The sequence below is a fragment of the Sphingobacterium cellulitidis genome (genome assembly GCF_043187465.1).
In the GTDB taxonomy this organism is placed as follows: Bacteria; Bacteroidota; Bacteroidia; order Sphingobacteriales; family Sphingobacteriaceae; genus Sphingobacterium; species Sphingobacterium cellulitidis.
In genome coordinates this window covers 2,460,001-2,482,842 of sequence record NZ_CP171136.1, presented here as the reverse complement: position 1 = coordinate 2,482,842, position 22,842 = coordinate 2,460,001, and the positions used below count along the sequence as shown (strand labels likewise).

The window sequence follows — 22,842 nt, the reverse complement described above, 5'->3', positions numbered from 1 at the left end:
ACAATACCATGCTAACCGACGGAGAAAATAATAAATGGATCAATAAGGACAATTCTGATTTTCCTGAATACCTTGATTTTGATAAATTAAGGACCGAAGGTATTGCCTACCTTGGTAAGCTTTCAGGAAAAATTTGGACTGACCATAATGTGCATGATCCAGGAATTACCATTTTGGAAGTACTTTGTTATTCTTTGTTAGATCTAGGTTATAGAACCAACCTCCCTAGTATCGATCTTTTTGCAAGGAACCCTTTAGATACATCGAAAGATGATAATTTCTTTAGCCCGGCGCAGATATTAACCTGTAATCCTTTAACGATTATGGATTATAGAAAATTATTGATTGATATCGAAGGTGTCAAAAATGCTTGGCTGGAAATTGCAACCGATCAATTTGATTTTTGTAATTCTGAAAATAATCAAATCCTTCATTCAACCCATAATGACCTATGTGTAGATTACTTAAATGGGCTGTATCACGTAATAATCGAACCTGAAAAAGATATTAATAAAGATTTTGATTCAGAGACCGAACAAACGAATCATTTAAAGGACATTAAAAATAGAATCAAAGCCAAATTAATGGCTAACAGGAACTTTTGTGAGGACTTCGTTGATTTTAATTTCCTTTGCAAAATGGACGTAGGAATCTGCGCTTCCATAGAAATTAGTATTGATGCTGATATCGACCAAATATATCCCGAAATTATTCAAAAACTCAGAGATTTTATTTCTCCTAGTCCTAAATTCTATACCTTACAGGAACTGCTTGATAAAGGCAAGTCCATTGAAGAAATTTATGCTGGAAGACCTTATGATCTGATTGAAAGTCATGGCTTTATTGATTCAGAAGAACTTGAAGAACTTAAACTAAAAAAGGAAATCCATCTATCTGATCTCTATCAGATCATCCTTGAAATTGAGGGAGTAAAATCGGTTAACTCTTTATCCCTAAATAATTGTGAAACTAATTGGTTTCAAAAAATCGATTTATGGAAATATAAAATCCCTGAAAATCATGTTCCTAATTTCGCCATAAAATGTACGGAAATCCAATTTAAAAGAAATGGTATTCCTTTAGAATTTGATAAATCTAAATTTGAAAACGTTTTTAAACTTAGTTTCACTTACTCTGGGAAAGTACTTTATCAACAGGGATCTCCTTATCTGGATTACCCAATTCCAAATGGTAATTATTATGAAAATTTGGACGATTATTATCTTCTTCAAGAGGATTTTCCTAAAGTCTACGGGATTTCTGAAGGTGGACTAGCAGATGATGTTTCGGATCATAGAAAAGCTCAAGCTTTACAATTAAAGGGATATCTCTTGTTCTTTGATCAAATCCTTGCTGGCTATCTATCACAATTGAAAAACCTTAGGAAAATCTTCGCTATGAATTCCTCCGATAAAGCTGAGGATAGAAGAACCTATTTTATCAATAAATTGGCCGATGAAAAAGATCTTGGAACTTTATTGAGATTTGCCGTTGGTACCGATCAAAGTACACAATTAGGTACTGAAGGTGATGCTTTGGTTCGGGTTGTACCTAAAGCAGAATTAATGCATTTGATTGATGCTGAAAAACCTAAAATAAGCTCGTTAAACCAATATAAGTTTAGTTCATTATCTAAGCAGAAAATCGAAATTCATCAGTTAATCGAGGATTTTAGTAGTAATAGTTATGAAGTCGGATTTATTGAAATTGGTCATGACAAATTTTATTATTATATCTTAGGTTCCTCGGATGAGTTCGGATTGATTAGTAAAATAAGCTTTAACTCAATCGCAGCAGCAAATCTTCATCTAAATTCTGTTTCTTATGTAGGATCATTCGAAGAAAATTATAGAAGCTTTATAATTGATGAAAACCAAGTTTCATTTGAATTAGAGCTCAATATTTCAACCTTTAAATCTTATTTGGCACTTATTGTTGAGGATAATGATTTGTATCATGCTCGAAGAAATACTTTCCTAAATCATCTATTGGCCAGGTTTGCAGAAAGGTTTACAGATAATGTCCTATATCAATTTAAGAATAATCCGGATGTCCTAATACAAGCAAAGGAAAACTTATTATTCCATTATGATGAGATAAGTGCTAATCGTGGAAGAGCATATGATTATTTAGCCAATAAATGGCAATCTGACAACATATCTGGTTTTGAAGCCGAAGCTAAATATCTTGCTGGAATAGAAAATAAGGGTTTATATAGCCTCTGCAATTTTGTGGTTGAACAAATTGACAATTACTATTTAGTCGATCTAAGTATTGGAAATGAAACCTATTTCTCCTTAAAAGAACGTTTTGACTCACAGAAGGAGGCTGAAGAAGCTGCTCAATTAGTGTTTAATTCTTTGGCAAACCCTGAGAAATTACAGACTAAATATATTCCCCATGAAAAGAAATATGAAGTAGTTCTCCATTATAATGCTAAAAACTCTGTTTCATTCTTTAAGCAGTATGATAACTCCCAGGAAGCAGATGAGGTGAGAAAAGGACTGAGCCGCTCTTTTGCCAATAAACCAAATGAAGAGGTTTATATCAGTAGCTATGGCTATAAAACTCAATTATTGGATCATGATGATCAGGTAATCAGAAGTTCGGTTAGCAATTATGACTCCGAAACTGCTGCCTTAGATTTTGGATTTAAGACGATCTCAAAACTGAATGATGCAGCTCAGTGGGTTTTATCAGATATTACCGATAAAAAAATCTTGCAGCTGTCAAAAATCAGCTCAGAAAATGAAATTCCTAAATTCTTGGATACCAAGGATTATAAAATCAATATCCATAATAATATTGTTGGTAAACCTGATAAGTTTAGCTATGATTTATTAGACCATAATAATTCCTTTAAATTTTACCCTTCAAAAGAGTTTAAGAGTAATAAAGAAGCAAAAAGTCATGCACTTCAGGTATTACTTTTAGCCGTTGATCAATCTAATTACAGTGTTGGAAGAACTAATATAGACTCTAAATATCAATTGAATATTGTTAAAGATAACCAGGTTGAAGCTACTTCGTATGCGGAGTTTGAAACTGAAAAAGAAGCTTTGGAACTTCAAGAGCTTATCCTAGACATCCTCAATAAATCGAGTTATAAGTTAGGGGCACTAGCCATGCCTAAAGGCTGGAAGTTCAACTTTGAGTTGGGCTTCGAACCTGATGCAAACTTTCAATTTAGTAGTACGAAAGAATACTTGTATAAAGAAGATGCATTGAAAGCTGCGCAAGTATTTCAACAAGCATTACCTTCATTGAAAGTTGGGAAAAGCAAAAACACTATCATGCTAAGCCAACAAAATAAGGCAAGTAAATTACCAACGGTAAGTCTTTCCCCAGAATCGACAGTATCAGAAGATAATCTAACGAAGGCCTTAACTGTCCAAAAACATATCGCCCAATATAACAGTACTGAAAAACCTCAAATATTTAGTAGTTCAATCAGACAGGAGTACAATGAAAATTCCCCTCGATTTGTCTATAGATTGGTGGATAAGGATAATGTAATTGCCTACAATCAAAACCAATTTTTCTCCAAAGAAGAAGCAACTATTGGAAGAATGAAGTCTTTGAAATGGCTAAAAAGAGGATTGAAGTATCTGCAACTCTGCCTCGGAGGTCCGGCAATTCAAAAAATCAATGTAAATGGCTCCAAATCTGTACGATTCAAATATCAAATCCGAGCACATAATTTAGGTTATAAGAATGTTGGTCCAATCGGAGAGGAAATCATCCTTTTTGAAAGTGTTTTGGCATTTGAAAGTGAAGAAAAAGCATTAGAAGCCTTTGAGATTAATTTCTTTGATATATTGGAAAAAGCATTCTTGGTCAATAATTATGGTTCATTCATTAGTTATGATGAAATCAATAATCTAAACTCCACAGCAGTTGTGTTTATTCCAAAGATTACTCAAGAGGAATTCAATTCTTATCAAGAAGGTACTGTTGCAGAAATCTTGGTGAAATTGATGATGTCTTATCCCATTAAGAGGAGTAATGACCAATATTATTTCGAGACCTACTTAAATGAAAATCAAGAACAAGGCTGGCATAGCATGAAAATGTATGAAACAGCAGAGGGGGCCTGGAAAGATTTTGATTTCTTTTTAATGCTTATTAAATACCATGGTAATCTTTTCATTGATTGTAATCATTTAGCTAATGAAGCTGGAGAATATCGGATTTATATTAGGGAGGTATTAGCCGAGAGTTCAAATAGATTTTATTCCGAAGAAGAAGCGTGGGGTGAAACTGGGGTGCAAAACTTCATCTGTGCCGTACAATCCGAAATAGGCTTTCATAAATATCAAAAACCATCGGATTGCTGCTATTCATTCTATTTGAATTGCGCCGAAGATTTTTTGGTTCATCCTTGTACCTATGATACTGCCAAAAAACGAAATCAAATACAGCTTGACCTATTTGATAAATTTAAACAGTTTGTTGAACTTGAATCCTACTCATTTTCTTCTGAACAAGATTATTTAATCTTTAAAGATGAATCTGGTAAGCCATTTGCCAAAAAAATCATGAGCAGAAATAATGAGGATTCCTGTGGGCAATTATTTCAGATATTGGAAGAAATCCAACCTCAAGATAATTTTTACAGTATAGAGGAGCAATATATCTATCTGCGAGATAAGGATGGGGAGATTATTCTACAATCGTATAATCCGGATGGTGATATAGAGTCTTTTAAACAGAAATTGACTCTTTTCCTCTGTTATTTTCCAATATCCAGAAAATTAAATCCTTCCAATAATTCATATCAATATAGTATTGAAATTAAGTTGCCAGGCTTTAATTCATGTGAAGAAGATAATCAACCTAATTGTGGCTGTAACTCAGTTGAATTAATTGAGTCCAATTGTTTTGTTGCTTGGAAAACAGTATGCCCTTTGAATTCCTGTAAGGATGCATTATTGAGGTTGTTCATGGCTTATGAGTTGTTAAAAGATTATGAAAACTACCAATCGATTCTTGATTGTTCCTGTAATTCATTTGGAATTGCCCTACGTTTGTGGTTTCCACAGTTAAGAGAAGAACTCCGCATAAATGGGCTGTCTGTTGCGAATAACCCTCAATGCTATCCAACCGCTGAGGTACTATGCAAAGCTGTAGAGAGGACTATTCAATTAACCAATGCTGAAGGCTTGCATGCTGTAGAGCATATCTTATTGCGACCTAGATGTCCTGAAGATTGCGATGATGAACAATATTATATGTATGAAGGTCGATTGCCAAATGTACGGTATAAATGGATACTAGATCATTCAGATCCTTGTTCTACAAGTGAAGATATTTGCTTTTTACCGGGACAAGATTCCTATTCATTTATCGCGACGGTCATTTTACCTGCTTGGGTGAATAGGTTTCGGTCTGAAACTGGTCGATTAATCATGGAAGATATTTTATATCGATTAGCTCCGGCGCATGTCATGCTCAGAATACTCTGGCTGGCACCACATGACCTATGTTGTTTTGAATCAAAATATAAAGATTGGAGACGTTGGATTGCTAAGAAAAATACCTGTAATCCTTATTTCATAGTTAATGATCTGAAGAACTTTCTGTTCCAAAGGAATTTTGAACAATTAAAAGGCTGTGTTAAGTGTAAACCATGCATACAAAAAGAAATTTTTGTTAACCCATGTTTATCATCGCGTTTGATTCAAGATCTAAGACAGCAAGATGATTTCTTGAACCAAGTAAATCGTACATACAATTGGATGGTATCTTATCCTCAAGAGTATGAATTTAGAAGTTGTGATGATAGCGAAAATCAAGTTTATTATGCTAAAAAAGAAGGGATAAAGAAAGATATTGTTGTAAAAAAACTAGCCGAAAATGTTCAGGTAGAGCCTATTTCAGCACAAAAAGTCGCGAAAAAAGGAAACCCTAAGCAATTTAAAATATTGAAAGATAAACGCTTACAAAATTATAGACACAATATTGACCAATTTTCTGAAAAACTGAGCAAGAATAAAGTTATCCAATCGGTTCAAAACTTTATGGCTGACCCAGCTATTGCTTTTACACATCTGGAACCTCTCGTTACCCAAATTATTGAAAACAAGAAATTAACCAGCAAGGATTATAAGGTTCTCAATAAGCCACAACGGGATAGGGTCATGGAAACGGTAATAAGTTATTCCTTGGATCAGTTAAATTATAAAACGAAGAACATTACAGAGATGGCGATTTTAGAATCTGTATTTGAAAAGATTAGAAAAGCAAAAATTGATGTTTCAAGAATATTTAACCATTGGGATGGAATTGAACTAAAGAAGTATCAACCAAAGGTCAATGTGCTAGCCATCAAAAAAATAATGTTAGGAAAGTGAAATAAAAGCTGGTTATGAATCATATTATCAAACAACAAAGGATTGAAGTACAGATCCATCAAAAAATGGACAGCTTCCTGATTCAACAAAAGTTGAGTGATGGATACTGGACCTATATATTGCCTTTGTTAGATAGTATTTTTCAGAATTTTTCTTCCGAGGATCAGGTAATCATGTTGGATTCTATAACTATTGATTTAGGAAACTTGACGCTGGAAGAAATTTCCAATTTTCAAATCAATGAAAAGTTGGAAGAATTAATATCATCGCAAGTGGAGGTGATGTTATTAAAAGCAAAAATTTTGCGAAATCCGAAGGAATTAATGTCCTTGGCTTTACATCATTATTATCAATGGATTTCATATATACAAAAAGGGTATTTGCCTTGGAATGTACAAAATATCCCAGAGGACTGGCAAAATCATGTTTTGGAATCCATCTCCTCAAACATTGAGGTGCTGGAACATTTTATGAATGAACTATCAAATCAACAAAACTCTTTACTAAGAGTAATCAGGCAACATACTGATGAGTTTTTAATTCGATTACTTAAAATTATTGCTCCGGTTTATGAACAATTGATTGAGTCTAAAACCAAGGATTATTACAAATCCCGGAATGCGAATTCTCCGCTGGCGCAAGACAAGATTCTTCGATCTAGGGAGAAGTTTTGGGAAGAAATTTTTGAAGAAGCAATTTCGCTGAGACTCAATAAGGATCAAAAACCACTCGAAGAAAGCTTGGACTTGATTAGTATTCAAAATAATACAACCGAGGTTGAGTTTGAAGATTCTATCCTGGAGGATATAGTGGCAGGAGAATTAATAGATTTAGAAAGTTCACTATACCTTTCTCATGTTGGCTTAATACTGATTCATCCATTTCTTCCTTCATTATTCCAACGGTTGGACCTGCTGCAAGAGAAAGCTTTTCTCAACTTAAAATCGAAAGAGAGAGCCATCTATCTTTTACATTATGCCGTTACTGGATTACAAAATGCTAAAGAATATGAATTGGTTATTCCTAAAATTATTTGTGATTATCCTATTAAGCGATCCATTCCGATTGAGGCAGATCTTACAATTTCTGAAAGGGAAGAGGTAGATGCTATGCTTGAGGCTTGTATTGCAAATTGGGAAATTTTAAAGAGTACTTCCATTGAAGGTTTAAGGGAGACTTTTTTACAAAGGCCTGGAAAGGTGGTTTATAATAAAGATAAAATCACATTTCAAGTTGAAAAAGGAGCAGTGGATATGCTTTTGGACTATTTACCTTGGAATTTAAATATGATTAAGTTTCCGTGGTTGAAACAAATTATCAATGTTGAATGGAGATAATTTAATGTTTTATCAATGATTGACCTATTTAATGCTAACGATCATGTCAGACAAACCACTTGTTTTAAAATGGAATCAACTTACTTTAGAAGCTATTAAGTTGACAAAATCTCCTGCAACTATTGCAGCTCGAGCATTAGCGATGGTTCATACTGCCATGTACGATGCTTGGTCTGTATATGATAGTTGCGCAATCAGTACAACGACTGCCAATTATATTAAATTTCCAAAACAACATTGCGCAAAGGAGCATATTCGAAAATCTTTTAGTTATGCCGCATATCAGGTATTAATGCACTTATTTTGGTTTAGACTACCTGCTGAACATAAGAATATTTTTAGGGATTTTATGTGTCAATCGGAGTATGATCCAGATATCAAATGTTTAAATATTGAAAAGCCCGAAGGTATAGGAAATTTAATAGCCAAATTGGTTATTGAACAGCACTATGGGGATGGATCGAACCCACTGGGATCATTGAAAATGCCGAGATTTTCTGATTATACGGGCTATAAACCTATTAACAGTGCAGACCAACTTATTAACCTCAGTCATTGGCAACCACTAAAAAAAGTAAAAGCCGACCATGAATGTAAGGTTCAACGATTTGCCTTGGCTCACTGGGGATTAGTTAGGGCTTTTGCCTTACCCTTTAATTGGCATTTTAGACCTGAACCGCCTTATACTAAAGAGCAACCCGAATTTAAACTTCAAGCAAGGGAGATTTTAGATATCAATGCAGCACTTACAGATGAACAAAAAGTCATTGCAAGTTATTGGGAAGATGGAAAAGGAACATATTCTACAGCAGGTCACTGGTGTGAGATCGCACAATTTGTGGCTCAAAAAGAATTTTGTAGAAATTCCCAATGTATAAAATTATTCTTCGTTTTATCCAATGCATTGTTGGACGCTTCCATTGCGACATGGGATTCTAAAAGATGGTATAATGCTGTTCGACCAGTGACAGCCATTCGAAATCTGTTTAATGGATTGTTTATCCACGGATGGGCAGGTCCATGTAAAGGCACTGAAACTCTTAAAGGAGAGCAGTGGAAACCCTATTTAAAAACCCCAGCATCTCCAGAATATATTTCAGCACATAGCTGCCTCAGCCGAGCAGCAGCTGTAATTCTTAAAAACTTCACTGGCAATGATGTGTTTGGTGGTCGTACAACGATAAAAATGGGTTCTTCCTCGATGGAAAATGGCGTAACTCCTTGTATGGATATTGTTCTGGAATGGCCAACCTATTCTGCAGCTGCTGAACAGGCCGGTTTATCCTGCCTGTATGCTGGAACTCATTTTTCTAAAGCTACTGCTGAAGGTCATAAAATAGGACTCAAGGTAGCAGTGGCGGTTTGGGAAAAAGCAAAGATCTATTTTAATGAAAAGTAAGAAGGAAAGTAAGGAACAAAACTTCAGTTTTGTAGATGATAATGCTCCTGAAGAATTAAAATTCTTAGAACAATTGATCTCATATCGATTAAAGGTTCGCTTTGCTAATGATTCTACTCTAAAAAAGCCAGTCCCAGACTTTTCAAAATGGTCCAAGAAACTTTCTGAATTTATCCAGCTAAATCAACTTAATGAGGATGAAGCCTGCTTATTACTGATTGCGATGTCTGCACACCTACAATCAGACCTCTTTGATAATCTTATTCATGCTACTTTACAACATGCTGGGGATTTTCAAAAAATTGGTGGAGTGAGAGGAAAGGATTATCGAGGATTTTTGCCTACAGGTGAAACAGCAGTTTTTCTTTTAGCAGATGATGATTTTGAGAAGAAATTAAAAATTCAAAAACTCTTTTGGGCGGACCATTTTTTTGATAAAAAGAAAATCTTGTGGTTGGAAGAGGTGCCAGTCGGTGAACCGGAATTAAGTGGGAAGATTATTGTTTCTAAGGAATATTTGGATAGTTTTTTATTTGAGGAGACGACCCAGCCAAAGTTCAGCGTAAATTTCCCGGCCAAATTGATAAAAACAAAACTGGAATGGAAAGATCTTGTAATTAATAATGAACTAAAAGAACAGATAGAAGAATTAAAAAGCTGGTTAAAATACAATGCTATGCTTATTCAGGAATGGGGGATGGGAGGTCGTATAAACAATGGCTATAAAGCTTTACTATATGGTCCTTCAGGTACCGGAAAAACATTGACAGTAGGACTTTTGGGTAAAGAAGTTGGTAAGGATGTTTATAAAATTGATCTATCCATGGTGATGTCGAAATACATTGGTGAGACCGAGAAAAATTTAGAACAGATTTTTGCAAAGGCTGAAGATAAGGGTTGGATATTGTTCTTTGATGAAGCTGACTCTTTGTTTGGAAAGAGAACCAATGTACGGGATGCTCATGATAAATATGCAAATCAGGAAGTGTCCTACCTCTTGCAACGGATTGAAGATTATAATGGTATGGTTATTCTGGCGACCAACATGAAGAATAACATCGATGATGCTTTTATGCGCCGCTTCAATGCCATTCTGAAATTCACTGTCCCTGACGCCAATGATCGTTCTAAAATTTGGCGATTATCCTTTCCTAAGGATATTGCTCTTTGCAATGAAAAAGAAGATACCGTGGATATTCCGGAACTGGTGAAAAATCATGTCATCTCCGGCGGATCTATTGTCAATGCTGTTCATTTCGCCTGTATAAAGGCTATCGAACGCCATCAAAAAAATAAAAAACAGAAATCGATTCATTTAGAGGATGTTCTCAATGGCATCCGAAAGGAATTATTAAAAGAAGGTAAACCTTTTAATTAAATAGTAGTCGCCTGGCTATGTAAATCTTGTCCTATAAATTTATTTTCCTATTTACGCTCATATTCGTTTAGGTATTATTATTTTAGGGTATAATAACCAACGCTTTCCAGATGGAAGCTCCTAACCCTCAATATATACTAAATGGTATTTACAGTTGTACTCCTTAGCCTTCTATTGCTGATTATCTGCATCACTTATTTTAAAATAAACACTTTCCTGGCATTTTTGATAGTTTCTATCCTTACCGCAATTGTATTGGGAATTCCAATGGATAAAATTTCTGCTACTGTTGAAAAGGGGATCGGTTCAATTATGGGTGGCTTAACCTTGATCATTGTACTCGGGGCAATGTTAGGGAAATTGATTGCAAGCAGTGGTGCAGCCGAAAATATCGCAACGGTTATGGTTCGGCTTTTTGGAGTTAAACATCTACAATGGGGAATGGCATTTACTGGATTTATCGTTGGAATTCCTTTGTTCTATGGGGTTGGCTTTGTATTATTGGTGCCATTAATATTTTCTATTGTCTATAAATATAAATTACCCGCGGTTTACATTGGATTGCCCATGTTGGCAGCCTTATCCGTAACTCATGGCTTTATTCCACCACATCCTTCTCCTGTTGCCCTGGTCGTCTTGTTTGAAGCGAATATGGGATTAACATTGATCTATGGATTATTGATCGCTATCCCAGCTATTATTATTGGAGGGCCACTCTTTAGTAAAACACTAAAACATATTACCGCAGGTAAATCTGAAGTCTTTAAACCCGAAGAAATGGTCATGGAGGATGATGGTTATCAAAAACCAGGTCCCCTGAATAGCTTTTTGACGGCTTTACTTCCCGTGATTATGATCATTCTATTTACAGTTTTGCCTTATTTGGTAGCCAAAGACAAAACTGCAATGCATCAAGTTCTTGGGTTTTTAGGATCAGCAAATATTGTTATGCTGATTGCAATTATCTATGCCACCTTTTCTTTGGGGATATTTCAAGGAAGACCCATTAAGGAGGTTATGGTTATTTATGGGGAAGCTGTAAAAGATATTGCCATGATCTTGTTAATCATTGCAGGTTCTGGTGTTTACAAGGAAGTGATGGAAGCCAGCGGAGTCAGTGTAAAATTAGCCGAGAGTTTACGGGGGATGCCAATTCATCCATTGATTCTGGCATGGACAGTTACCGCCATAATCCGCGGATGCGTGGGTTCTGCAACTGTTGCTGCATTAACTGCTGCTAGTGTATTATTACCCTTGTTACAAGCTTCAGGGGTAAATCCGAATTTACTGGTCTTGGCCATTGGAGCTGGAAGTTTGATGTTTTCACATGTTAATGACTCTGGCTTTTGGATGTTTAAAGAATATTTCGGAATATCGGTAAAAGATACGTTTCGGTCCTGGTCAATTATGGAAGCCATTGTTGCCATAGTAGGACTTATTGGCGTATTGATCTTATCTCTATTTATATAAACTTAAAATCAAAAAAATATGTTTAACGCAGATGAACACTTTGAAAAATTAGGATTGACTTTACCTCCCGCTCCAAAACCGTTAGGAGTATATAAACCCTGCCTTATCGATGGTAAATATTTATACTTATCAGGGCATGGTACTGTTCAGGCAGATGGAACTTTAATTATCGGGCGTGTCGGTAAGGATATGGATATGGAAGCTGGAAAACTTGCTGCGAGGCAAGTGGGTTTGGCAATGTTAGCGACAATCAAAGCGAATTTAGGAACTCTAAATAAAGTAAAGCGTGTTATAAAGGTTTTGGGAATGGTAAACTGTACGGCGGAGTTTGAAAGACATCCGTATGTTATCAACGGTTGCAGTGAATTATTTGCCTCCGTATGGGGCGAAGAAAATGGAGTTGGGGTAAGAAGTGCTGTAGGATTTGGTTCATTGCCAGATAATATTCCTGTAGAAATTGAAGCATTATTTGAATTACATGAGGATTAATCATGGAAGCTTGGTATGAAGTTCAGAATATAGATCAGCTGGCATCACCGGCATTGTTATTATATCCCAAACGGATAGCGCATAATATAGAATTACTGAAGTCAATGGTTGACCATGACAACAGTCGGGTTTGTCCGCATGTCAAAACGCATAAAATGCTTGAAGTCAGTAAAATGATGATAGATGCAGGGATTGATCAATTTAAATGTTCGACCATTGCTGAGGCAGAAATGTTGGCCCTGGCAAATGCGAAGGATGTCTTATTAGCCTATCAACCTGTTGGTCCAAATATCAAACGCTGGCAAAAACTTATTCTTGCCTATCCCAATACTCAATTTTCCTGTCTTCTGGATAATGTAAATTCTATTCAAGCAATGAATGATGCCGCAGTTGAAATAAATAAAGTGTTGGACTTTTACTTGGATATAGATCTAGGTATGGGTAGGACGGGAGCGGCATTTTCGCAGATCAAGGAATTATGGGAAACTATTCGTCAACAGGAAAACTTAAGACTCCAGGGGGTTCATGGATATGATGGTCAGATAAATAATCCAGATATAGAAGTTCGAAAGAAGGAAGCTGATTCAGGCTTTGATTTACTTCAAAAGTCTTATGATTTTCTTCAGGAACATTCAGATCAATCTTTAAAAATTGTGGTAGGAGGTTCACCATCTTTCACTGCACATGCTGAAAGAAAGAATGTAGCCTGCAGTCCAGGAACCTTTGTGTTTTGGGATTGGGGCTATTCTGAAAAGATTCCTGAACAGAAATTTAAAGTAGCGGCGGTGCTTCTTACCCGGGTAATATCAGTAATTAATGAAAATAGAATCTGTATTGACCTCGGATATAAGGCTGTTGCCTCTGAATCTCCTTTGCCACGTGTGAAATTCTTAAATGCGAATGATGCGGTGCCTGTACTTCAAAGTGAGGAACATATGGTTTTAACGGTAGAGGATAGCCATAACTATCCTGTAGGCACAGCCTTATATGCCATTCCACTTCATATTTGTCCAACAGTTGCCTTATATGAGAAGGTAGCCGTAATTGAGGATAAGGAATATGCTAAAGATTGGCAGGTTATAGCTAGAAATAGGGCTTTAAATATATAAGTATGGAGGATAAGCAGCCATTTTTGATTGACGGGCATTTGGATTTGAGCATGAATGCCATGGAATGGAATCGGGATCTTCGACTTTCCATTTCTGAATTGAATCGGAGGGAAGAAGGGATGCATGATAAACCAGATCGAGGCAAGGCTACAGTATGCTTTGAGGAGTTGCGAAAGGGAAATATTGGTTTAGTCGTAGCAACTCAGATTGCACGCTTTGTGGAGCCTGGAAGTAAATTACCTGGTTGGTTTTCTCCAGAACAGGCCTGGGCACAAACACAAGGGCAGCTGGCTTGGTATAAAGCGATGGAAGAAAATGGGCATCTACAAATGATTTGCAATCGAAACCAATTAGACCAACATTTGGAATTATGGACGAATGGTTCAGATACAAATGCAAATCCGATTGGCTATATACTTAGTTTGGAGGGAGCGGATTCCATCGTGAATCTTGACTATTTAGAAAAAGCATATGCTTATGGACTCCGGGCATTAGGACCTGCACATTATGGTCCTGGTCGCTATGCCAATGGAACAGATTCCTCTGGTAGATTAAATGCTGATGGCATTGCTTTACTTCGAGAAATGGATTATTTGAAAATGATTTTGGATGCGACTCACTTGAATGATGATGCTTTTTGGGATGCCTTGGATCGGTATAAAGGTCCGATTTGGGCCAGCCATAATAATTGTCGGGTATTTGTAGACCATAACCGGCAATTCAGTGATGAAATGATAAAAGCCCTTATAGATCGAGGTTCGGTCATTGGGGTAGCCTTGGATTCCTGGATGATGGTTCCCAATTGGCTGAGAGGTAAATCAACACCCAAAGAAAGTAAATGTAGTATGGAGATTATGGCTAATAATATCGATCACATTTGTCAACTTGCCGGAAATACAAACCATGTAGCCGTGGGAAGTGATTTGGATGGAGCCTTTGGAAAAGAACAATGTCCCTATGATTTGGATACCATCGCTGATATTCAAAAGGTATTTCCAATTTTAAGGAATCGGGGCTATCAGGAAGAGGATATTATTAAAATTGCAAATGGCAATTGGTTAAGATTTATGCGAAATGCATTATAAATTAATAAAAATAGGCTTGCAATTTTGCAAGCCTATTTTTATTGATGCGGTTCAAACTTTGGTTGTTTTAACCCTTTAAACCTAAATCCGGTCTCCTTAGGATTTGTTCTGCTGGTATTAACAATTAATTCATCAGTTTCATCGTCATAAATAAAGATTCCTTTAGAATCGTCTTCTGAGTTGTAAATTCCACCATCTTCTGTAAAAACAAGAAATGTTCTAGCTGATGCTTTAGTATTTGATGCTGGGGTAACCTTTAATTGTCCTTCGCCAGCTGAGGTCACAGTTACAGTCGTATTATCAAAGATTTGCAGTGGAGAATTTGGAGGATAAGTAGTCATGCTCCCTTTGTAAGTACCTAAAGCAGCATCTAGAGGAACTTTGTCATCCTTGCTACAAGATGTTGATACCAATGCTATAATAGCAATAATAGCTGGGCTAAATAATTTAATTTTCAGATTCATAGTTGTTAGATGTGATTTGAACTGTAGGTGCAATTATCTTGCCAATTAAGAACTTCTGTTTTTGAGTAATCTATCCGTTCTTGGTTATTTATTAAGGAATCTAATAGCATCTTCATTCAGGAGTTGTTCAGGTATTAATCAATATTCTAAGGGATTTCTTTCTGATTTTCCCCGGATTTTGTTCGGACCTTGTTCGAATTTTTTGGGCTGAGGTCCGACAGATGTCCGGAGAAGGTCCGGAGAAAGTCCGGCAAAACCATGATGTTGACTTGAATTATTATGGTGTTAGAGCAAAATGTGAATAGAAAATTTATCTACAGCCCATCTGAAATAAAAGCTCAGTTGAAACAGAAAATTAGTTCACGAAACTTCAGATTTCTAGATTTCTAATATTGAAAGGATTTGTTTGCATTATTAATTTATGTATCTTCAATTACACTGTTTTTAATATTAGAGATAAGGTATTTGTTAAATAATTGAACTATGGCGAATAATAATTTAGAAATTGAGGCTATCGAATTGATTAAATTCTTGAATCTTCCGGCATTAGTTATGGAGATTTATAATGAAAATATTTCAGATCCGGAGCTGGATGAATTGTTAAAGTATAATTATTCTAAACCGGATTCAATTTTTGAATTGGAAAAAGAAGATCAAGACAGTTATGAGGTAGACCGGTATAAACCAATTTTTGAAATGAATCATAGCCAAATTATTGCATATGATTCTCAAAAAGCTGGATATATTCTTTATAATATAGAGAAGGAGATTGACAACCCTGAGTATTTAACTTGGGATGGAGTTTGGTTGGAGGAAGTGAGTGAATGGTGGGAAAATGAATGGGAAGATGCTGAAATATTAAAGGCAGGAAAGGCTTTAGGATTACAGTATACACAGCAAATAGTAGATGAATTAAATCAGGTGAATGATGGGACTGGATTTAGTACAACTGAGTCGAAAAATAAATGGTTGGACGAAAAGAAAAAAGCTTGGAATTTATATGTATAATTGATTTCAATAAACAACTAATAGCTTTTTATGAAAAGAACTAGCTTATTGATTCTGCTTTCAGGATTATTGTTTTCGACTTTTTTGTTTTCTTGTAAGGATGATACTTTTAAGCCAGATTCGAAAGAGGAGGCAGCAAAATTTGAAAGTATTGAAGTTATTAAGACGAAACCTAATGCTGCAACAAATAGCTTAGTAGAATTCAGTTATAATAATCAAAATCGATTAATAAAAACTGGCTTTTCTGAGTATGTATATGACAAAAATGGGAAAGTTGAAAAAGTTCAGGTATATACTGATAAGCGGGAATTATATTCTGAATATTCTTACCTATATGATCAACAGGGGCGCTTGACGGAAGTGAAATTAACTTCTCTTAGGAACCCAAATTCGATGATTGATCTTGCTGCCGATAAGCCTGTTGTTGCAAGTTTTACTTATCCATCCGGATCTAAACTTCCATCCATGATTATTACCAGGGACTTTAAATTTTCCAAAGAATTTGACTTTGGGCCGAAGGGTTTTGGAGCTCCCCAAAAGAAAGAGTATAAGTATGATGGAAATAATGTAACGGAAGTAATTATTACGGGAACTGATAATAATCCGTTCGAAGATAACGATCGACCTTATTATGCACGGTTATTTTTCAAAAAAGGAAATAAGAAGCATTTTCTTAAGGGGCTTTATGATAAATTAGGTTTTAATCCTTTAGATTATTCTGAGGTGATTTCTGAAAATCAACCTGAATTGCAGGCTTCATTTCAAAGTCGTGAACCGATCACAGATGTCCAACCGAATTGGGAACAAGTGAGTAAATTTGTGGTTGCAGAGGATCAAAAATCCAGACCAGTAGAAGTTTCTGTCTCTATATATCCAAAAGATGTTTCGATTCATGGCACAGATTATTTGTTATGGTCTTCCATGTATAAAATAAAATATAAAGACTAGTATTCATTTGCTAACCTATTTTATTTCCATTCAGAAGATTTAATAATTTCAAAAAATATTCAAGATTTTTATTTCCGGGCAGTATCAAATGATAGGATAATATTGCCCTGAGGTTGATTGAGTTTAATTGATTAGAGAATATCCCTGATTTCAGCTATAGTTTTGTGCTTTTTCTTGAAATATATTTGTATTAAGGAAGAGGATATAGTGCTGATGATAAACAGGGAATATTTTTAAACAGTTAATTTGAATATTATGATAAGAAAATCTTTAACATGCCTAGCGATGGTAGGCACCTTGATCTTAGGAAGTTGTGGGTCAAGCCAAAAGAACGCAGCAGAGTATAACAATGCTATTATTACGGTGATCAATGGAAACGAAGCTCATATTTCCAATATGAATGCTGCCATGACCTCTGCGGATTATACTAAAGCTGAGACGGTACGTTCCGAATGGGAGAAATCATTGTCGACCGATATTAAGAAAGTAGAGGATTTGGGTGACTTTAATGGTGATGGAGATTTTCAAAATGCCGTAGTTGCTGGTTTGAAAGAATATCAAAAAATTGTAACTGACTCGTATCCAAAATTAATTGAAATCAGAAAAAACAATGTCCAGGATCCGGCAACCGAAAGTAAGTTATTGGATGAAATCAATAATGCTTTCGAAAGTGCAGCGAACAATGTAAACAAAGCTTCCGATGCATTTGAAACTAAATACAATAAGTAGGTTAAAATAGAAATGATTATTTACAAATTGCCTCAATCTTTGATTGGGGCAATTTTGTTTTGAGCTATCTAAAGTTCTCTTCTTCAGTTTTTATCACCTATTAATAACCCTTCATCACATTTAACATTTTTTTACTTATTAGAAGATTATCTTTATTGGAGTAACCCAATCTTTGATCTTATGGTAAAATTATACACCTTCCTTTTTTTTCTCCTCGGAAGCCTGTTTTTAAATTCAACTTCTTTTGCACAAGGAGCATATTCCATTGAAGCTGAAATAGACAGTTCACAAAATTTAAATGGAAAATATGTATCCATCAGTTTTGTTGATTATGCAGGTATTAATAACCTTAAAAAAGATTCTGTATTAATTCAGAATAACCGCTTTGTGTTTAAAGGGAATTTAGTAACTCCTGGAGTTTTGACCAATCTCTTTATAAATGAAAAAGAATTTGATGGTTTGTTCCAATTTCTGTTAACCCCTGGAACTAATAAACTGTATGTTCATAAGCCTTTGTATAACCAAATAACTGGCAATTTAATAACTGGCATAAGCAATGTTGAAGTCATGAATAGTGAAAATGCGATTATCTATAATCGTTATAATTCTATATTTCAAATAGTTTTTCCAGAACTAAATTGGGCTATGAACCGAAATCAGGATCCAAATGAAATCTTTCATAAACTCAATAAAGAAACTTTACCATTGAGAGTTGAATTGGTCAAAATGTATCCGAATTCCTATGCTTCGCTATATTTTCAGAGATATTTTTTATTTGATGGCCTTGAGGATAAGCCTAATATTTGTAAGGAATTGTTTGATGGTTTGGCAGATTCCATCAAACTATTACCCGAAGCCAAAGAATTGGAATTGAAAATAAAGACTTTATTTTCAATTAAGAAGGGTGAGAAAGTCAAGGATTTTGTAATAAAGGATGAGAATTCTCAGGAAGTAAGATTATCGGATTTTATGGGGAAGAAAGTCCTTCTTGAATTTTGGGCATCCTGGTGTGGTCCTTGTATTGAAAATTTGCCAAATCTTAAAAAGTTTGCTGAGGAAAATCCTGATATCCAAATTTTGGCAATATCGTTAGATGACAATGAAGAGAACTGGAAAGAGGCAATCAAAAAACATAAGTTTAATTATGCAAAACATGTTTCAGAACTGAAAGGTTGGAAAGGTGAGGTTTCTAATACATTATTTAATGTTAATGCAATCCCAAGAGCGATATTGATAGACGAGAAGGGAAATTTCGAAGACATAGATTTTAAGATTAATTCCGTTCATTAAGTTGATTGACTCAAAATCAGGAAAGTTTTATTTATTGGCTTTTTTTGTATTTTAGATTTAGTAAATCAGATACATAACTATTAATAGCCAATAAAAACGAATAATTTTCGTTGATCTTAGCTTCAGCTTTTTTATGAGAACAATCACTTTAATTCTATTCAGTTTATTATTACATTTTTCCTATGCTACTGGCTCTTCCCAATATGAGGTAATTAAAGTTTGGAATTTCTTAAAATATTATCACCCAGATTTAGCATCTGGAAAGATAAATGCTGATAGCCTTTTTATAAAGCATATTCATCAGAAATATAACAATGTAAATGATGTTATTTCTGCACTTACACAGGGTTTGGGTAATAACTTTACCTCAGAAGTGATTCCCAATAATTCCAAGGATGTAATCGTCGCTAATCAAAATTTTGATTGGTATCGGAAGAATCCTAATATTTCTAAGGCCAACAAAAAATTGTTGGATGACATTTATAAAAATAGATATCAATCTGAGTCTCATTTTTATATTCCGAAGGAAGGTTACATGGCTGAAATACCGAATGAGAAAAGCTATGATTTCCCTAAATCCGAAAATCTCCCAGAAAATTATCGGCTATTAACCTTGGCAAAAATTATTGGTGCTATTGATTATTTATACCCGCATAAATATTTAATGGCAAAGGATTCCGATCAAATTTTGGAAAATCTTGTGAATGAATGTTTGATGGTAAATAACCGGAAAGACTTTGAAATAATCCTGGCAAAAGCGGTTTCCACAATGGAAGATACGCATGCTTTCAAATTTTATAATCAATTGAACTTCAAAAGAGAAATTTTTCATTCTTCCTTATATGCAGCTTTTGATTTTCAAGTTAGAGAGGACTATATTCTGGTTACCGATTTAATTCTCCCTGAAATCTGCGAAAAAGCTAATCTTGCAGTCGGTGATAAGATCACTTCCATTAATGGAAAAAAGATTCAAGCCATTATTGAGGAAAAAAATAAACTTTTATCAACATCAAACAGGGAAGGACTACTAAATCGCCTTTCGGATTATCAGAATAACTTAATTTGGCCTGATAATACAGAATCCAAAGATATTACGATTCAAAAGCATAATAGTAGCAGTATTATTCAGAGTAAAATTGATTTTATTAATCCAGCTGATAAACCTAGAATTGAACTTGTCCTAAATTTTCTAAAAGCCAAACAGCAAAATAAAAGAGAAAATCAGTTATCAGATCCTAATATTGCTTATTTCAGGATCGATCAAACATTCTCCTTTATAGAGGATGTGGAGGATGAGAATATTAATGCCGAAATGGAGAAAATTATGAAAGAGGCGGCATCAAAAGAAGCCATGGTATTCGATATGCGTGGCTATCCGGATTGGGGTGGTTTTGTCTATACTTATGTTTATGGATACTTTTCTAAAAAGGATAATTTCTTCGGCAAGTATTTCCAACAGAATCTTAATAATGTTGGTACATTTATTTACAATGAAAATCTAGAAACCTATTTCCCAAAAGAAAAACTATACAATCCTCATCCTTATAATGGGAAGGTGTTTATTATCGTAAATCAAGAGACTTTAAGCGCAAGTGAATGGAATAGCATGAACCTGCAGCATATATTTCCTCAAGCCATTACAATCGGACAACAAACTGCTGGTGCCGATGGTGATATCAAAAAGTTGGTTTTACCCGGGAATTATACCTTAGAATTTACAGGAAATGCTGTTTTTTATCCGGATGGAAAACAAGCTCAAAAAGTAGGAGTGAAGATTGATAAGAAATTAGAATACAGTGATTCAGATGTCTTAAATAAATCAGACAAAGCTTTTAATCTTGTTAGGACTTTGATGGGGAGATAGCAGCTTTTGCCTTAAAATCCAATGAATCCTTAAGTATAAACATATTACGGGAAACCGTTTTATTTACTAAATGACTCAATGTAATTTTATACCAGATAAATTCTAGTGTAAAACGCAGGGTATTAACTTTGTACTTAGGAATAATGGAGAAAGGTAACTTAGCAAGATCTTGTATTCAATGTGGTCAATCTAATCCTATTGAGTTCAATTTTTGTTCCAATTGTGGGGCTAAAAATTCAAAGGATGAGCCGACTGTTAATCCTTCAAATTCAAATCCTCCAAATTCTATTGGGAAAGCAGGTGTCTTTATTGCTGGAGCCTTAACAGGAAGTGCATTCAATGAATTAAGCCATTCTGCTAGTGAACCTCCTTCCACTGAGGCGATTTCTACTGTATCTATTCTTAATAATTCTAACCAAGCGAATCCCAATGCAACATTAATAGACTACGATGGTAATAATGTAACCGATGGAATTTTGGTTGATAATGATAATAATAATATTACGGATGCAATTATTCTAGATTCAGATCAAAACGGATTGGTTGATGCCATTATGCTGGATTCGGATCAGAATGGTTTGTTTAATGCAATGGTTCTAGATTCTGATGGAGATGGAATTATGGATGCAATTATTTTGGACTCGAATAAAGATGGATTATTCGATTCAATTTCTATGGACACGAATCAGGATGGTTTGGTAGATGCAATCATTTTTGATTCTGATACAAATGGAGTAGTGGATGCGATGGTGCTTGATGTCAATTATGATGGGGTAGCAGATGAAGTTTTTTTAACAGATCAGAAAGCTGTAAATCTTGATGATGTTGGAAACGACCTTGAAAATAATGTTGATGATGATTATGATTTCACCAGTTGGTTTGATTTATAGAAAGTATTGATGAAAATTATTCAATGTAGCTCCTGTGAGTCAAAAATGACTTTAAATAGCCAAGGATTTAATAAACTAAACCAATTATTTATTCAATGTCCTTATTGTAGTTCTGAATTTTGGATGGGTTTTGATGAAAACATGAACCTTAGGATTATTTCCAATCCAAAATTAACTGAAGAAATTCCTGTCAAAATAGAAGGGGATAACTTGCCTGTTATAGAAGAGGATATTCCAGACAAAGAAGAGGAAAATATTATCGCTGACCAAGACCTAACTGTTAAGAAAAAGAACTTATCAATTGTAGAGTTAATAGTTATTATGGCCTTTATATTTTGTGCTTTTTATTTGATAATTAGTTATGTTAAATAATTAAAACCTGCCATTATGAATTTGGAATGTTCCAATTGTCATTGCAAGATGCAATTAAATACAGATAGTATTTTAAAGGAAACCATAATAGTTCAATGTCCAAAATGTTCTCAGAAATTGCGGGTTAAAATTCCCCAGCCTCAATTAAAGGAAGCCATTGTTTTGGAATCAATTGTAATGCCTGTTTTTGAACCCCCTGAAATCCCTAGTAATTTTGAATTAAAATATTATAAGTTATTATCCTTTGAAGGTAGAATTGGTCGACTTGAGTTTTTTTTGACTAATCTATTTATAATTTTCATTGCAGAAACATTAAAATACTTATTTAAGGGTGATAACAATGAAGGCTGGAACATTTTAGAAAATAGGTATGAAGATGTTGTTCTTAAGCATCCTCTTTTAATTATCCCTATGTTGATTTTAATGAGGATAAGTTTATCTCAAGGGGCGAAGCGATGTCATGATGTGGGGAGAAGTGGTTGGTTCCTATTAATCCCTTTTTATATATTCTATTTAATTTTTGCCGAAGGTCAAAGATTCGATAATAAGTATGGACCAAAAATTAAATGATAGGGTTTATTAAAAATTTTAATTTGATTCGTCTATGGTATTTAATTTGCTTAGGTTAAGTTCGGATAAGAGAATTAAATACATTGA

General features: G+C 34.8%; 17 protein-coding genes. 16 read left to right on the top strand and 1 reads right to left on the bottom strand.

What is annotated here, in order from left to right; genetic code table 11:
- Positions 1-8: 8 nt before the first annotated feature.
- The 8 genes from ACF3OC_RS11020 to ACF3OC_RS10985 all read left to right on the top strand — a co-directional run bounded on the left by ACF3OC_RS11020 (position 9) and on the right by ACF3OC_RS10985 (position 14,620).
- Complete coding sequence (locus tag ACF3OC_RS11020) at positions 9-6,353, top strand: hypothetical protein (RefSeq protein WP_392469220.1); 6,345 nt, start codon at positions 9-11, stop codon at positions 6,351-6,353.
- A gap of 14 nt (positions 6,354-6,367) precedes the next feature.
- Positions 6,368-7,690: a contractile injection system tape measure protein gene (locus tag ACF3OC_RS11015; RefSeq protein WP_392469219.1), complete on the top strand. Its 1,323-nt coding sequence runs from the start codon at positions 6,368-6,370 to the stop codon at positions 7,688-7,690.
- A gap of 43 nt (positions 7,691-7,733) precedes the next feature.
- Entirely contained in the window at positions 7,734-9,089 is a 1,356-nt protein-coding gene (locus tag ACF3OC_RS11010; protein ID WP_392469218.1) for a DUF6851 domain-containing protein, read from the top strand.
- The gene (locus tag ACF3OC_RS11005; RefSeq protein ID WP_392469217.1) at positions 9,079-10,467 is read left to right on the top strand and encodes an ATP-binding protein; all 1,389 of its coding nucleotides are present in this window, start codon (positions 9,079-9,081) and stop codon (positions 10,465-10,467) included. The genes ACF3OC_RS11010 and ACF3OC_RS11005 overlap by 11 nt, the downstream gene beginning before the upstream one ends.
- A gap of 141 nt (positions 10,468-10,608) precedes the next feature.
- A complete protein-coding gene (locus ACF3OC_RS11000; protein WP_392469216.1) occupies positions 10,609-11,937 on the top strand; it encodes a GntP family permease in 1,329 nt (442 codons plus the stop codon).
- Positions 11,938-11,955: 18 nt separating this feature from the next.
- Positions 11,956-12,426 (top strand): RidA family protein, encoded by a 471-nt coding sequence (locus tag ACF3OC_RS10995; RefSeq protein ID WP_094281837.1) that lies wholly within the window; start codon positions 11,956-11,958, stop codon positions 12,424-12,426.
- Between the two features lie 2 nt (positions 12,427-12,428).
- Positions 12,429-13,535, top strand: a complete 1,107-nt coding sequence (locus ACF3OC_RS10990) for a D-TA family PLP-dependent enzyme (RefSeq protein WP_392469215.1) — start codon at positions 12,429-12,431, stop codon at positions 13,533-13,535.
- A 2-nt stretch (positions 13,536-13,537) separates the two neighbouring features.
- Complete coding sequence (locus ACF3OC_RS10985; RefSeq protein ID WP_392469214.1) at positions 13,538-14,620, top strand: dipeptidase; 1,083 nt, start codon at positions 13,538-13,540, stop codon at positions 14,618-14,620.
- A gap of 38 nt (positions 14,621-14,658) precedes the next feature.
- On the opposite strand, the gene ACF3OC_RS10980 is transcribed toward ACF3OC_RS10985, so the two are convergent.
- On the bottom strand, positions 14,659-15,084 hold the full coding sequence (locus tag ACF3OC_RS10980; protein WP_182498510.1) for a hypothetical protein: 426 nt from the start codon (positions 15,082-15,084) through the stop codon (positions 14,659-14,661).
- A 483-nt stretch (positions 15,085-15,567) separates the two neighbouring features.
- Between ACF3OC_RS10980 and ACF3OC_RS10975 the strand changes: the two genes are divergently transcribed.
- From ACF3OC_RS10975 to ACF3OC_RS10940, 8 genes are all read left to right on the top strand, one after another.
- Positions 15,568-16,092 (top strand): hypothetical protein, encoded by a 525-nt coding sequence (locus tag ACF3OC_RS10975; RefSeq protein ID WP_392469213.1) that lies wholly within the window; start codon positions 15,568-15,570, stop codon positions 16,090-16,092.
- 30 nt (positions 16,093-16,122) lie between these two features.
- A complete protein-coding gene (locus ACF3OC_RS10970) occupies positions 16,123-17,040 on the top strand; it encodes a hypothetical protein (protein ID WP_392469212.1) in 918 nt (305 codons plus the stop codon).
- A 255-nt stretch (positions 17,041-17,295) separates the two neighbouring features.
- Positions 17,296-17,769, top strand: coding sequence for a hypothetical protein (locus ACF3OC_RS10965; RefSeq protein ID WP_392469211.1), 474 nt, complete (start codon positions 17,296-17,298; stop codon positions 17,767-17,769).
- A gap of 180 nt (positions 17,770-17,949) precedes the next feature.
- Positions 17,950-19,059: a redoxin family protein gene (locus tag ACF3OC_RS10960; protein WP_392469210.1), complete on the top strand. Its 1,110-nt coding sequence runs from the start codon at positions 17,950-17,952 to the stop codon at positions 19,057-19,059.
- A gap of 133 nt (positions 19,060-19,192) precedes the next feature.
- Positions 19,193-20,923 carry a S41 family peptidase gene (locus ACF3OC_RS10955; RefSeq protein ID WP_392469209.1) on the top strand — a complete coding sequence of 577 codons (1,731 nt, stop codon included), beginning with the start codon at positions 19,193-19,195 and terminating at the stop codon, positions 20,921-20,923.
- Between the two features lie 143 nt (positions 20,924-21,066).
- Complete coding sequence (locus tag ACF3OC_RS10950; protein WP_392469208.1) at positions 21,067-21,813, top strand: hypothetical protein; 747 nt, start codon at positions 21,067-21,069, stop codon at positions 21,811-21,813.
- 45 nt (positions 21,814-21,858) lie between these two features.
- Positions 21,859-22,185 carry a hypothetical protein gene (locus tag ACF3OC_RS10945; RefSeq protein ID WP_392469207.1) on the top strand — a complete coding sequence of 109 codons (327 nt, stop codon included), beginning with the start codon at positions 21,859-21,861 and terminating at the stop codon, positions 22,183-22,185.
- 48 nt (positions 22,186-22,233) lie between these two features.
- Complete coding sequence (locus ACF3OC_RS10940) at positions 22,234-22,755, top strand: DUF805 domain-containing protein (protein WP_392469206.1); 522 nt, start codon at positions 22,234-22,236, stop codon at positions 22,753-22,755.
- Positions 22,756-22,842: the final 87 nt, after the last annotated feature.